This window comes from Streptomyces sp. NPDC090032 (genome assembly GCF_044748025.1).
Taxonomy (GTDB): domain Bacteria; phylum Actinomycetota; class Actinomycetes; order Streptomycetales; family Streptomycetaceae; genus Streptomyces.
This window is the reverse complement of the sequence record NZ_JBIVFF010000012.1, coordinates 34,889-47,928: the sequence shown is the minus strand read 5'-3', so window position 1 is coordinate 47,928 and position 13,040 is coordinate 34,889. Positions and strand designations below refer to the sequence as shown.

The 13,040-nt window shown below is 70.3% G+C and carries 11 protein-coding genes; 6 read left to right on the top strand and 5 right to left on the bottom strand.

Annotation, left to right across the window (positions count from 1 at the left end):
• Positions 1-53: 53 nt before the first annotated feature.
• On the bottom strand, positions 54-905 hold the full coding sequence (locus ACIPWY_RS28060) for a L,D-transpeptidase family protein (protein WP_362904394.1): 852 nt from the start codon (positions 903-905) through the stop codon (positions 54-56).
• A 233-nt stretch (positions 906-1,138) separates the two neighbouring features.
• Between ACIPWY_RS28060 and ACIPWY_RS28055 the strand changes: the two genes are divergently transcribed.
• Entirely contained in the window at positions 1,139-2,719 is a 1,581-nt protein-coding gene (locus ACIPWY_RS28055; protein WP_401535535.1) for a methylmalonyl-CoA mutase, read from the top strand.
• Between the two features lie 103 nt (positions 2,720-2,822).
• On the top strand, positions 2,823-3,479 hold the full coding sequence (gene leuE / locus ACIPWY_RS28050; protein ID WP_362904398.1) for a leucine efflux protein LeuE: 657 nt from the start codon (positions 2,823-2,825) through the stop codon (positions 3,477-3,479).
• 21 nt (positions 3,480-3,500) lie between these two features.
• Here the strand turns inward: leuE and ACIPWY_RS28045 are convergent, their stop codons facing one another.
• The 4 genes from ACIPWY_RS28045 to ACIPWY_RS28030 all read right to left on the bottom strand — a co-directional run bounded on the left by ACIPWY_RS28045 (position 3,501) and on the right by ACIPWY_RS28030 (position 7,951).
• The gene (locus tag ACIPWY_RS28045; RefSeq protein ID WP_362904400.1) at positions 3,501-4,400 is read right to left on the bottom strand and encodes a class I SAM-dependent methyltransferase; all 900 of its coding nucleotides are present in this window, start codon (positions 4,398-4,400) and stop codon (positions 3,501-3,503) included.
• Between the two features lie 94 nt (positions 4,401-4,494).
• Positions 4,495-5,640 (bottom strand): acyltransferase family protein, encoded by a 1,146-nt coding sequence (locus ACIPWY_RS28040; protein ID WP_383894210.1) that lies wholly within the window; start codon positions 5,638-5,640, stop codon positions 4,495-4,497.
• The gene (locus tag ACIPWY_RS28035; RefSeq protein WP_389944089.1) at positions 5,637-6,974 is read right to left on the bottom strand and encodes a polysialyltransferase family glycosyltransferase; all 1,338 of its coding nucleotides are present in this window, start codon (positions 6,972-6,974) and stop codon (positions 5,637-5,639) included. The genes ACIPWY_RS28040 and ACIPWY_RS28035 overlap by 4 nt, the downstream gene beginning before the upstream one ends.
• Complete coding sequence (locus ACIPWY_RS28030) at positions 6,971-7,951, bottom strand: glycosyltransferase family 2 protein (RefSeq protein ID WP_362904479.1); 981 nt, start codon at positions 7,949-7,951, stop codon at positions 6,971-6,973. The genes ACIPWY_RS28035 and ACIPWY_RS28030 overlap by 4 nt, the downstream gene beginning before the upstream one ends.
• A gap of 198 nt (positions 7,952-8,149) precedes the next feature.
• Between ACIPWY_RS28030 and ACIPWY_RS28025 the strand changes: the two genes are divergently transcribed.
• From ACIPWY_RS28025 to ACIPWY_RS28010, 4 genes are all read left to right on the top strand, one after another.
• Positions 8,150-9,466, top strand: a complete 1,317-nt coding sequence (locus ACIPWY_RS28025; protein WP_362904406.1) for a DUF6716 putative glycosyltransferase — start codon at positions 8,150-8,152, stop codon at positions 9,464-9,466.
• A 26-nt stretch (positions 9,467-9,492) separates the two neighbouring features.
• Entirely contained in the window at positions 9,493-10,791 is a 1,299-nt protein-coding gene (locus tag ACIPWY_RS28020) for an N-acylneuraminate cytidylyltransferase (RefSeq protein WP_362904408.1), read from the top strand.
• A 14-nt stretch (positions 10,792-10,805) separates the two neighbouring features.
• Positions 10,806-11,744, top strand: a complete 939-nt coding sequence (locus tag ACIPWY_RS28015; protein WP_401535531.1) for an N-acetylneuraminate synthase family protein — start codon at positions 10,806-10,808, stop codon at positions 11,742-11,744.
• An 85-nt stretch (positions 11,745-11,829) separates the two neighbouring features.
• Positions 11,830-12,918, top strand: a complete 1,089-nt coding sequence (locus tag ACIPWY_RS28010; protein ID WP_362904412.1) for a hypothetical protein — start codon at positions 11,830-11,832, stop codon at positions 12,916-12,918.
• The last annotated feature ends 122 nt before the right edge of the window (positions 12,919-13,040 follow it).

Genomic DNA, 13,040 nt, shown 5'->3' with positions numbered 1-13,040 from the left:
TCCCCCGGTCCCGCCCGCGCCCCACTCTCACTCCCTCGCCCTCTCCCCGCAGGTCACCAGTAGACGACGACCTTGTCGCCGTTGCGGACCTGCGCGAACAGGGACGCGATCTTCCTCTCGTCCCTGACGTTGACGCACCCGTGCGAGGCCCCGCTGTAGCCGCGGGCCGCGAAGTCGGCGGAGTAGTGCACGGCTTGGCCGCCGCTGAAGAACATCGCGTACGGCATGGCCGTGTGGTAGATCGTCGAGACGTGGTGCCGGGACTTCCAGTACACGTGGAAGACGCCCTCGCGGGTCGGCGTGAACTGCGAGCCGAACCGCACGTCCGTGGTCATCAGCGCCTTGCCGTCGATCATCCACGTCAGCGTGCGGCTGGTCTTGCTGATGCAGACGACGCGGCCCGTCATACAGCGCCGGTCCGGTTTCGCCGCGGGCTGCCCGCCGGACGCGTACAGCTCGTCGCGCGTCGGCGTGTGCGTCATCTTCACCAGCCGGGCCCACGTCACCGTGTCCGTGTTCCCCGTACGCGGCAGGCCCCGCTTGCCCTGGAAACCCTCGACCGCCTTGGTGGTGGCCGGGCCGTAGTTTCCGTTCGGCCCCTCGAAGAGCCACGCGAGCTGGCGCAGCCTGGCCTGGAGTTCGCGCACCTTGCCGCCGCTCGCGCCGCGGGCCATGAGGATCTTCGGCGGCGGCGTCGGTCTGACCGACGGGGTGCGGGAGGGAGCGGCGCCCGGCTTCTTCGTGCCCGGATCCTTCGCGTCGTCGGAAGGAGTCGGTGACGCCGAGCCGTTGGCGCTCGGCGGCGGCTGCTTGCCTCCCGTGTCGACGGCCTGTGTTTTGCAGCCGCCGGCCAGGGCGATGACCCCGGCGACGGCGAGTGATCCACGCATGACGGTCGCACGCATCCGGGCCCCCGCAGTCTCGTCACTCGTCCGATGTGCCAACAGAGATGTTTCCCGCGCGCGTCCGGTTGCGAACTCGGCGTAAGTGCCGCGCATGGTGGGATGGAGAAAAGGTGAAGGACGGGCTGTGAGCAAGGTCCCAGCCTGCGGCTCTCCATGGCTAGCAGGCGCGCCGCTACAGTCCGTCGCGAGGGTAGACCCAACTGGCAAGTAACATCCGAGCTGGAGGCACAACCATGGCGCGCGAGTCTGAGTCAGGACTGCCCATCGAGCCGGTCTACGGCCCTGATTCGCTGGCCGACTGGAACGCGGCCGAGAAGCTCGGCGAGCCCGGCAAGTACCCCTTCACTCGCGGTGTCTACCCGTCGATGTACACCGGCCGCCCGTGGACGATGCGCCAGTACGCCGGCTTCGGCACCGCCGTCGAGTCCAACGCCCGTTACAAGCAGCTCATCGCCAACGGCACGATGGGTCTGTCCGTCGCCTTCGACCTGCCCACCCAGATGGGCCACGACTCGGACGCCCCGATCGCGTCCGGCGAGGTCGGGAAGGTCGGCGTGGCCATCGACTCGATCGACGACATGCGGATCCTGTTCGGCGGCATCCCGCTCGACAAGGTGTCCGCGTCGATGACGATCAACGCCCCGGCGGCGCTGCTCCTGCTCATGTACCAGCTCGTCGGCGAGGAGCAGGGCGTCCCCGCGGACCAGCTGACCGGCACGATCCAGAACGACGTGCTGAAGGAGTACATCGCGCGCGGCACGTACATCTTCCCGCCGAAGCCCTCGCTGCGGCTGATCGCCGACATCTTCAAATACTGCAAGGCCGAGATCCCGAAGTGGAACACGATCTCGATCTCGGGCTACCACATGGCGGAGGCCGGTGCCTCGCCCGCGCAGGAGATCGCGTTCACGCTCGCGGACGGCGTCGAGTACGTGCGCACGGCCGTCGCGGCCGGCATGGACGTCGACGACTTCGCGCCGCGCCTGTCCTTCTTCTTCGTGGCCCGTACGACGATCCTGGAGGAGGTCGCCAAGTTCCGTGCGGCCCGCCGGATCTGGGCCAAGGTCATGAAGGAGGAGTTCGGCGCGAAGAACCCCAAGTCGCTGATGCTGCGTTTCCACACGCAGACCGCGGGCGTGCAGCTCACCGCCCAGCAGCCCGAGGTCAACCTCGTCCGCGTCGCCGTCCAGGGCCTCGGCGCGGTGCTCGGTGGCACGCAGTCGCTGCACACCAACTCCTTCGACGAGGCCATCGCGCTGCCGACCGACAAGTCCGCGCGCCTGGCCCTGCGCACCCAGCAGGTCCTCGCCTACGAGACCGACGTGACCGCCACCGTCGACCCGTTCGCCGGGTCGTACGTCGTCGAGAAGATGACGGACGACGTGGAGGCCGCCGCCCTCGAACTCATGACGAAGGTCGAGGACCTCGGCGGCGCGGTCAACGCCATCGAGCACGGCTTCCAGAAGAACGAGATCGAGCGCTCCGCGTACCGCATCGCGCAGGAGACCGACTCCGGCGAGCGCGTCGTGGTCGGCGTCAACCGCTACCAGCTCGACGCCGAGGAGCCCTACGAGCCGCTGCGCGTCGACCCGGCGATCGAGGCCCAGCAGGCCGAGCGCCTCACGAAGCTGCGCGCCGAGCGCGACCAGGCGGCCGTGGACGCGGCGCTCGCCGCCCTCAAGAAGGCGGCCGAGGGCGAGGACAACGTCCTGTACCCCATGAAGGACGCCCTGCGCGCCCGCGCCACCGTCGGCGAGGTCTGCAACGCGCTGCGCGACGTGTGGGGCACGTACATCCCGACCGACGCGTTCTGAGACCGTGTCCGAGGCCGCGTTCCGAGGGCGTGTTCCGAGGCCGCGTATCACCCTCTGACCAGGGAGTGTCGTATGGCCATATAGGCGTGCGACACTCCCTTTCATGCTCGGTGTCATCAATCTCCCGACCTATCTGGCCGGTCTCGTCCTCATCGTCCTGCTGCCAGGACCGAACTCCCTCTACGTGCTCTCCGTGGCCGCCCGCAAGGGCATACGCACCGGATACGCGGCCGCCGCCGGTGTGTTCACCGGGGACACGGTCCTGATGACACTCGCCGCGCTCGGCGCGGCCTCCGTGCTGCAGACGACGCCCGTGCTCTTCCTCGTCGTGAAGTACGCCGGAGCGGGCTATCTGACGTGGATGGCGATCGGCATGATCCGGTCGGCGCGGGCGCTGTGGAAGCAGCGCGGAGAGCCCGCCGCGGAGAGCGAGCCGCAGCCGGTGACCGGGAGCGGCGAGGAGCACCCGTACCGCCGCGCCCTGATCGTCAGCCTCTTCAACCCGAAGGCGATCCTCTTTCTGATCTCCTTCTTCGTGCAGTTCGTGGACCCGCACTACGCCTACCCGGCGCTGTCCTTCGTGGTCCTCGGCGGGCTGCTCCAGACCGCGAGCTTCCTCTACCTCTCCACCCTGATCTTCAGCGGCACCCGCCTGGCCGGAGCCTTCCGGCGCCGCAAGCGCCTCTCGGCGGGCGCGACCACGGCGGCGGGCGTGCTGTTCCTGGGCTTCGCGGTCAAGCTGTCCCTCGCGGGAGCCTGAGGCCCCCGGGCTGCTTTCGGCCTAGCCCCTGCGGGCGCGGCGTACGGCCCGGGTGACGATCGGCGGCAGCAGGTCCACGGCGATACGGCGGGCGCGGCTGCGCTTGCGTACGGGGGCCTGCTGCGGGGCGGGGGCCGCCTTCGGTTCCTCCGGCGCTTCCACCTGGTGGCGAGAGCGCGGGAACGCGGGCGCCTTGACCGCCTTCGACTTCACCCGCACGAGGCGGTGCCCGGCCGCCTGCTGCACGCTCAGCGCGATGTCGTCGCGCTCCCTGAGCATGTCGAGGAGCTCGCCCTGGAGGGGTTCCGGGTCCTCCCACGTGGCGTACAGCTTCTGGGTGCTCAGGCAGAGCGGGCGCAGGCCGCGGTTGAGTACGGCCTCCCAGGCGGCGACGGAGACGCCCGGTGTGTGCTCCGAGCGGAAGTCGTCCAGGACGACGATGCCGCCCGGGGCGAGCAGCTCGCGGGCGGCGCCGATGTCGCCGTACACGTGCTCGTAGAGGTGTGAGGCATCGATGTGGACGAAGCGGCAGGTGCCCGGGTCGACCTCGGTGGAGATCACGGAGCTGGGCGCCTGGACGACCTTCGGCAGCTCGTCGTGGAACGAGAGGTAGTTCTCCTCGAAGGCCCGCCGGGTCAGTGAGGCGTACGACTTGGTGGATTCGGCCTGGTTCGCATCGTCGGGGGCGTCGCCCTCGAACAGGTCGCACACGGTGAATTTCTCGGCGCGGTGCAGGTGCCGGCCGAGAAGGACCGCGCTCTTGCCCATATAGACGCCGAGTTCCAGCAGATCGCCTCGGACCTCCCGGCGCGCCTGGCCTTCGAGGAGCCAGGTGAACAGGAGTTGGTCGAGCGGCGGGAACCAGCCGGGGACGTCGTCGAGGTGGACCGGGCGCCGGGCGGTGGTGTGCACAGCAGTCATGGGACGCGAACCTATGAGCTCCTGATCGACAGGGTCAAGGCGCTCACAGATCGCATCCGCCAATCGGGCAGCAAACTCCACCAGGTATGAATCCTCAGTGAATCCTGGCGGAAGTGGGGTTCAGTCGTTTGCGCAGGAAAGGTGCAAGCGGCTTCTCGACGAAGCGGTTCAGGAGCCACGCGAGGACGAGCATCGCGACCACCGTGAGGGTGAACGTCGCGGCCGAGGGCAGCCCGAGACGCCGGTGCAGCACCTCTATCGTCACCCAGCCCAGATGCTCGTGGACCAGGTAGAACGGGTACGTCAGCGCACCGGCGACCGTCAGCCATCCCCAGTTGATCCGGTTCAGCAGACCGAGCGCGATCGCGCCCACCGCCACGAAGCCGAGGGTCACTATCAGGATGATCGCGCCCGACCCGCGGTACGAGAAGAAGTGAGGATTCGGTGCGTGCCACAGCGCGGCCACCGCGTAGTGCTGACCGATCAGCCAGCTCACGAGGACGATGCCCCACGCGGTCATGTCGCGGCGGTCGAGGTGGAGCAGGTACAGGCCGACGCCGCCGATGAAGTAGGGCGCGTACTCCGGCATCAGGATGACCTTCAGGGCCGGCTCGCCGGAGGCCTGGGTGATCGCGGCGGCGAGCGTCCACACGGCGCAGAACAGCACGATGCGGCGCCGGTTCGCGCCCGGCAGGACGATGAACAGGGCGAACAGCGCGTAGAAGCGGACCTCGGCCCACAGCGTCCAGCAGACGCCGAGGACCCGGTCCACACCGAGCGGCTGCTGAAGCATCGTCAGATTGAGGAGAGCATCGCTGGGCGAGACCGCCTTGTACGCGACCACGGGCAGCGCGAAGACCGCCGTCACCAGGATCACCGCCGCCCAGTAGGAGGGCAGCAGACGGGACGCGCGGGAGGCGAAGAACGAGCGCAGGGGCTTGCCCCAGCCGCTCATGCAGATCACGAAGCCGCTGATGACGAAGAAGATCTGCACCCCGAGGCAGCCGTAGGCGAACCACTGGTGCAGCGTGGGGAACTGGACCTTCGGTGATGTGCCCCAGGCCAGGGACACCTCGCCGTCACGGCCGCCGTAGTGGTACGCGGCGACCATCAGGGCGGCTATCAGCCGCAGGCCGTCCAGGGCTCTCAGCCGCGGTACGTGCGCGCGCGGTCGCGCGCTCCGCGCCGTGGCGTCCGCTCCCGGAGAAAGCTTGGGGAGCGTCGTCTCCGAAGTGCTCATCCGAGGGCAGCCCGCTTGAAGGAGCGCGCACGGCGGGCGACCCGGCGCACCGTCGCGTTGCGCGGAATGAACGCGAGCTGGGCCGGGACGGCACCGGGCAGCGCGAGCGACGTGAGCCGGCGGCGCTTGAAGTAGCGCCACGTGTGGTCGTTCAGATGCGTGGAGAGATAGCGCTCGGCCGCCGCCCGCAGGTCCGGGTAGATCTTCGGCTGCATCGCGAAGCCGACCGCGCGCACCAGCTGGTTCAGCTCGGCGGTCGCCGTGCCGGACTCCTGCGCGGTCACGGCCGCCTGCTCCGACAGCTCGGGCAGCAGCGCGTCGACGATCGTGACCGGGACGCGGTTGCTGTTCTGGTACGGCGCGAGCCGGTCGAGGAGGGTGCCGGTGCCGATGCGGGCGACCGGGATGCCGTAGAGCGCGGACGCGGTCAGGAGCGCCGTCGAGAAGCAGCCGACCACCAGGGCCGGGCGCATCCGCTGGTACAGGACCTCGGCGAGCACGGGCGTGTCGAGGACGGTGAGCTCGGCGCCGAGCTTCTCCGCCTCCGCCTCCAGCGTGCGCGACCAGGTGGCCGGCGCCGTCGGGTGGGGCTTGAAGACGATCCGCGTGTGGCCGAGGGCGACCGCGCCGCGCATCATCCGCACGTGCAGGTCTTCCTCCTCCTGCGCGGTGAGGATGTCGAGCGCGGACAGGTACTGGCCGAGGAGCACCGCCGGTCCGGGGTCGACGGGCGGCAACTCGCCGCTCACGTCGCCCAGTTCGGCGAGCACCTTGACGAAGACGTCCGTCGGGACGATCTCCGGCTCCACGCCGAACTCCGTGAGGAGCAGCGGCTTCAGGTCCGGCACGAGGTCCAGGTGCAGCAGCCGCCGCACACGCGTGCCGACCAGCGGGTCGAGCTTGTTGCGGGTGGGGCCGTAGCTCATCAGGCCGTCCGCGTACACGTCGACGGGGACGCCGGTGAAGATCTGGGCGATCGCCATCGCCGGGTTGACCTGGATCGACTCCACGGCCAGCTCGACGTCGTCGTCGCCCAGATCCCAGGCGAGGCGCAGGTGGCGCTCCCACAGCGGTACGTCGTCGGGGCGCGGGGCCCAGCCGCCGGGGTGGAACGGCGCGATGGTCTCGTTCCACGACACGACGTCGTCGAAGCGGCCACGCAGCCGCTCGAAGCCCGGCATCTCGTCGACGGAGGGCGTCGTCTCCGGGGTCGCCGCGTTGTTGGCGACGAGCAGGATGCGCCGGTCCGCGGGTGCGTAGCAGTCCGCGTCGAGGGCCGCGGCGAGCGTCGCGGTCCCGTACAGCGTGGAGGCGAGGAAGATCTGCGTGGTCACGCGGCAGCCACCCCCGCCGTGGCGGGCCGGCGCCGCAGCCGGCGCAGGCGCGTCGCCCGCTGCACGTCCATCGAGTCGAGCGCGTCGTCGAGTACGTCCTGCGGCATGCGCTTCAGCGCCGCGGAACTCAGTGTCTTCAATTTGCGCGCCACTGCAGGTTCGAACCTTTCGATGGATCCCAAGTGGTGGGAAATAATCGCGCAGTACGTACGGACGGCCTTCGGGAGAAGTTTTTCCGCGTCCTTGTCCTGCGCCGTTTCCGCCACCACCTGGTCGAACGCCTTGATGAAATCGAGCTGGCGCACGTCGCCGATCTGTGTCAGCGACGAGGCGACACCGCGCCGGTAGAACACGCCGAGAAGTCCCACCGCGGCAAAGGATTCCGCCTCGCGGTGCAGCCGCCAGATCCACGGCCTGTCCTCGGCCGTGCGCAGGCCGTCGGTGAAGTGGAGGAGGCCGGCGTCGGCGAGCCGCCGGTGGTACATGCCGGCCCACGCGTACGCGTAGTCGACGGATGTCGAGCGGTCGGCGGGCAGGATCGCCTCGCGCGGATTCATGACGACACCGCGCCTGCCGGTCGGCACGCGGTGGACGGTGCGGGCCCGCGCGGTGCACTGGACATGGTCCGTACGGACGAAATCGCAGCCCAGGCCTTCGATGGAGGCGAGCAGTTGCTCGTAGTATCCAGGGGCGAGCCAGTCGTCGCCGTCCAGGAATGTCAGGTACTCACCGCGCGACGCGTCGAGTCCGGTGTTGCGCGCGGTGGCCAGGCCTCCGTTCTTTTCGTGTCTGACCAGGACGGCGCCGGGCAGCTCGCGCTCGGCGCGCGCGAGAATGTCCGGGGTCTCGTCCTTCGAACAGTCGTCGACGAGAATGAATTCGAAGTCGTCGCGCGCGTTGGCACGAAGACTTCTGAGGGTGTCGGGCGCGTATTGCTGCACGTTGTAGAACGGCACGATGACGGAGAGCTTGACCACGTGAAGGACGCTAGGCGGCGGCCCGGCATTCGTCTTGACCGATGGTGAGATGTCAGGTGAACGACGCGTGGCGGAATAGTGAACCCGCCTGCTTCCTGGCCGCATCCCGGGCGGATTCGCCATTCGTCGGTGCGCTGTTAACCGTTTGTTGCACTCCGGTTGGGCCGCGGTCCTAAATCGCTTCCTAGCTTCTTGGGTGTGCCAGCAAGTACCTCTGAGACCCGACGGGTCGCCGTGCTCGCGGACTCCGACACCCGGTGGAAGTGGGGCGCGCTCACCGCGCGCCGCATCAGCCCCGACGAGAGCCCGCTCAACGGATTCCTCCTGCGCGGCCGGGCCACCCCCACGCCCCGCCAGCTCGACGAGGTCGGCGTCCGCGCCGACAGCCTCGACGAAGTCACCGCCGTCGAATTCCTGCGCCGCATGGAGCAGGAAGCCGACCGCTACGACGTCGTCGTCCTCGCCCTTGTCGGCGGCGCCGTGCAGGCCATGCTCCACGGCCTCGCGCGGGCCTGGCAGGGCAGGGCCGAGCGGCCCGTCGTCGTCACCGGCTACGTGGGCGTCGTCTACGAGAAGCTCGCCGACGGCCTGCTCCTGCGGCACGGCGCCGACATCGTCCTCGCCAACTCCCGCCACGACGCGGACCGCTTCCGCGCCGTGTACGAGGGTGTGGACGCCGACGCCTCCTCGGTGACCGAGTGCGCGCTGCCGTTCCTCGGCGGCACGCCCTACGAGGAGAAGCACGACCCGTACACGGTCGTCTTCGCCGCGCAGCCCTCCGTGCCGGACAACCCCGCCGACCGCGCCTACCTGCTCAAGCGGCTCGTCGGACACGCCCGGCTGCACCCCGAGCGCGAGGTGCTGCTCAAGCTGCGCAGCAAGCCGGGCGAGCACACCACGCACATCGAAGAGGCGCCCTACCAGAAGCTCGCCCAGCGGATCGACGGCGGACTGCCCGCCAACTTCCGCCTCGTCTACGGGCACATGGGCGAGGTGCTCGACCGCACCGACCTCCTGGTCACCGTCAGCTCGACGGCCGCGCTCGAAGCCCTGCACCGGCGCATCCCCACGGTCCTGCTCACCGACCTCGGAGTGCGCGAGGCGCTCGGCAACCACCACTTCACCGGCTCCGGGTGCCTCGCCTCCTGGGACCAGCTCGACGCGGGCCACCTGCCGAAGGCCGACGAGGAGTGGGTGGCCGGCCAGGGCGTCGCGGCCGACGGGACGTACGACACCGCCTTCGACCAGGCCCGCGCCCGGGTCACCGGCCTGACCGGAGCCGACCGGCTTCCGCCCCTGGCCCCCTACTACAGCCTCACCACCGCCCCCGGCTATCTGCCGCGCATCCTCGCCCGCCACCACCTCGCCCCCGACGGGACGCCGCTGCCCGGCGCACCCGCCGCAGGCAAGGAGCCCGGCCCCGTCCGGCAGATCGTGCGCCGCGCCGCACGTGGCGCCTACCGGCACGGAGTGCAGCGCGTGGCGCCCGTCATCCGGCGGATGGGCGAGCTGTGAACGCCCGTACCCCTCAAGGAGACCTGATGACCAACCCGGAAGCGGGCACAGCGGCACCGGTCCGCCGCGTCCTCGCCGTGATCCCCGCCCGTGGCGGCTCCAAGGGAGTGCCCGCCAAGAACCTCGCCCCGGTCGGCGGCGTGCCCCTCGTGGCCCGCACCGTCCGCGAGTGCCGCGCCACCCGGCTCGTCACGGACGTCGTGGTCTCCACCGACGACACCGCGATCGCCGCCGCGGCCCGCGAGGCGGGTGCCGAGGTCGTCCTGCGGCCCGCCGCCATCGCCGGTGACAAGTCGAGCTCCGAGGCGGCCGTGCTGCACGCCCTCGACGCCCACGAGGCCCTCCAGGGCGCGGCGGTCGACGTCGTGCTCCTCGTCCAGTGCACCAGCCCCTTCATCGTCCGCGAGGACATCGACGGCGTCGTCAACGCGATCGTCGAGAAGGGCGCCGACTCGGCCCTGACCGTCGCCCCCTTCCACGGGTTCGTGTGGCGCGACGCCGATGACGAGCCGGCCGCGCCCGCGATCGAGCGCGCCGCCGTCGAAGGCGGCACCGACACGCTGGTCGCCCCCGCCGCCACCAGCGGCGGCTACGGCGTCAACCACGACAAGTCCTTCCGCCAGATGCGCCAGGACCGCCCCCAGGACCTCCTGGAGACCGGCGCGGTCTACGCCATGGACGCGAGCGGCTTCCGCGAGGCCAAGCACCGCTTCTTCGGCCGCACGGAACTCGTCCGCACCGACCCCGCGCGGGTCCTCGAGATCGACGATCCGCACGATCTCGCCCGCGCCCGGGCCCTCGCGCCGCTCTTCGACGCGCACGGGCCCGGCTCCCTCCCGACCGCCGAAGACATCGACGCGGTCGTCCTCGACTTCGACGGCACCCAGACCGATGACAAGGTGCTGATCGACTCCGACGGACGGGAGTTCGTCACCGTGCACCGCGGTGACGGCCTCGGCATCGCGGCCCTGCGCAAGTCGGGCCTGCCGCTGCTGATCCTGTCCACGGAACAGAACCCGGTCGTCGCCGCCCGGGCCAGGAAGCTCCAGATCCCGGTCCTGCACGGCATCGACCGCAAGGACCTCGCACTGAAGCAGTGGTGCGAGGAACAGGGCATCGCGCCCGAGCGCGTGCTCTACGTCGGCAACGACGTCAACGACCTCCCGTGCTTCGGCCTTGTCGGCTGGCCCGTGGCGGTCGCGAGCGCCCACGACGTCGTACGAGGCGCCGCGCGCGCGGTCACCACTCTCCCCGGTGGTGACGGCGCGATCCGAGAGATCGCCACCTGGATCCTCGGCCCTTCTCTCGATTCCCTCAACAAGTAAGGAACTCCCCAGTCATGAGCACCAACTCCCGCCTGCGCACGTTCGGTTCGAAGACGGCCGGCCCCGGCCGGCCCGTCTACATCACCGGTGAGATCGGCATCAACCACAACGGCGACCTCGACAACGCCTTCAAGCTGATCGACGTGGCCGCCGAGGCCGGCTGCGACGCCGTCAAGTTCCAGAAGCGCACCCCGGAGATCTGCACCCCGCGCGACCAGTGGGACATCGAGCGCGACACCCCCTGGGGTCGCATGACGTACATCGACTACCGCCACCGCGTCGAGTTCGGCGAGGACGAGTACCGCCAGATCGACGAGCACTGCAAGAAGCGCGGCATCGACTGGTTCGCCTCCCCGTGGGACACCGAGGCCGTCGCCTTCCTGGAGAAGTTCGACATCCCGGCCCACAAGGTCGCCTCCGCGTCGCTCACCGACGACGAGCTGCTCCGCGCCCTGCGCGCCACCGGCCGCACCGTCATCCTCTCCACCGGCATGTCGACGCCGAAGCAGATCCGTCACGCGGTCGAGGTCCTCGGCTCGGACAACATCCTCATGTGCCACGCCACGTCGACCTACCCGGCGCAGGCGGAGGAGCTGAACCTGCGGGTCATCAACACCCTCCAGTCCGAGTACCCGAACGTCCCGATCGGCTACTCCGGTCACGAGACCGGCCTGCAGACCACGCTCGCCGCCGTCGCCCTCGGCGCCACCTTCGTCGAGCGTCACATCACCCTCGACCGCGCCATGTGGGGCTCCGACCAGGCCGCCTCCGTCGAGCCGCAGGGCCTCACCCGCCTCGTGCGCGACATCCGCACCATCGAGGCGTCCCTCGGTGACGGCGTCAAGAAGGTCTACGAGTCGGAGCTCGGCCCGATGAAGAAGCTCCGCCGCGTCGCGGGCGTCGTCGCCGAGTCGGAGATCGCCGTCGCCGCGGGCGAGCCGGTCGGCGTCTGACCGTCCGACGTCCGCCCGTGTGGGCCGGCGCCCAGCCCGGCGCCGGCCCACGGGCCCAACCCCCCACAGGTCCCTCGGAGGGCCCATGTCGCCCATGTCAGCAGCACGCTCCGGACGCCGCTCCGGAACCCTGTGTTTCGTGGAGAGCCCCGTCCAGCTCCTCAACGTCCTGGAATGGGCGCATCGCGCCGAGAGCACCGACAAGACGGACCGGATCACCCTGGTCGTCCTGTCGCCCACGGACCCCATGACCCGCGGCCAGCTGCGCCGCATGGCCGACCTCGCCCGCGACGAGGGCCACACCGTCCGCTGGGAAGAGGCGCGCGGCGGCACCACCGCGCCCTTCCACACCATCGGCGGACTCGCGGGCGCGCTGCGCAAGGCCGCCCGCATCGTCATCGGTGACCCCTTCTCCCGCTACGTGCAGCTCCTGCTGACGATCACCCGGGCCGCCGAACTCGTCGTCGTCGACGACGGCACCGCGACCATGGAGTTCGTCTCCCAGCTCGCCCGCGGCGAACGCCTCGTGCGCTGGCACCGCCGCGGCGGCCGGCCCGGACCGCGCGACATCCTCTTCGCGCCCGTCTCCGCCGCCGCCCGCCGCCGCCTCACCCCCGACGGCACCCGCCGCACCGTCGAGGTCTTCTCGGCCATGCCGATCGACTCGATCCCCGACGGCGTCCGCGTCACCCGCAACGAGTTCACCTGGACCCGCGCCCGCTTCGGCCCGCCCCGCATGACGAAGGGCGCCGACCTCGTCGGCACGTCCCTCGTCGAGACCGGCGTCGTCGACCCGGACCGCTACCTGGAGGCCGTCCGCGCCCTCGCGCGCACCCACGGCGCGACCCGCTACTTCGCCCACCGCCGCGAGAGCTCCGACAAGCTGCACCGCCTCGCCACCGAGATCGGCCTCGAAGTGGTCCGCCCCGACCTCCCCCTCGAACTGATCGCCCGCCGCGGCCCCATCGGCCGTACGATCCTCAGCTTCCCCTCGACGGTCGTCCACACCCTGCCCCTGGCCCTCGCCGGCACCGAGGTCCGCGTTGCCGTCTGCGACATCGACCCCGCCTGGCTGACGGAGAACGCCTCGCCGCGCGCCCAGGGCTTCCTCGCGGGCGTCACCGGCACGGCACGGGACGTCCACCGCCTCGCGTCGGTCGCCCCGGCGGTGTGAACGTACAGCCGCACTTGGCAATACCTTGGTGATCGCATAGCCGTGCGGAGGGCAACGGAGCGGTGTCCGGGCGGGTCAAACCCACCGCACCCCCCACTCCGTATCCGTACAGAGCGCCAGAG

Bases quoted from the DNA above. Each gene is read 5' to 3' on its own strand.
- ACIPWY_RS28010 (WP_362904412.1), top strand. From the start codon at position 11,830: ATGTCGCCCATGTCAGCAGCACGCTCCGGACGCCGCTCCGGAACCCTG.
- leuE (WP_362904398.1), top strand. From the start codon at position 2,823: ATGCTCGGTGTCATCAATCTCCCGACCTATCTGGCCGGTCTCGTCCTC.
- ACIPWY_RS28040 (WP_383894210.1), bottom strand. From the start codon at position 5,640: ATGAGCACTTCGGAGACGACGCTCCCCAAGCTTTCTCCGGGAGCGGAC.
- ACIPWY_RS28055 (WP_401535535.1), top strand. From the start codon at position 1,139: ATGGCGCGCGAGTCTGAGTCAGGACTGCCCATCGAGCCGGTCTACGGC.
- ACIPWY_RS28060 (WP_362904394.1), bottom strand. From the start codon at position 905: ATGCGTGCGACCGTCATGCGTGGATCACTCGCCGTCGCCGGGGTCATC.
- ACIPWY_RS28020 (WP_362904408.1), top strand. From the start codon at position 9,493: ATGACCAACCCGGAAGCGGGCACAGCGGCACCGGTCCGCCGCGTCCTC.
- ACIPWY_RS28015 (WP_401535531.1), top strand. From the start codon at position 10,806: ATGAGCACCAACTCCCGCCTGCGCACGTTCGGTTCGAAGACGGCCGGC.
- ACIPWY_RS28045 (WP_362904400.1), bottom strand. From the start codon at position 4,400: ATGACTGCTGTGCACACCACCGCCCGGCGCCCGGTCCACCTCGACGAC.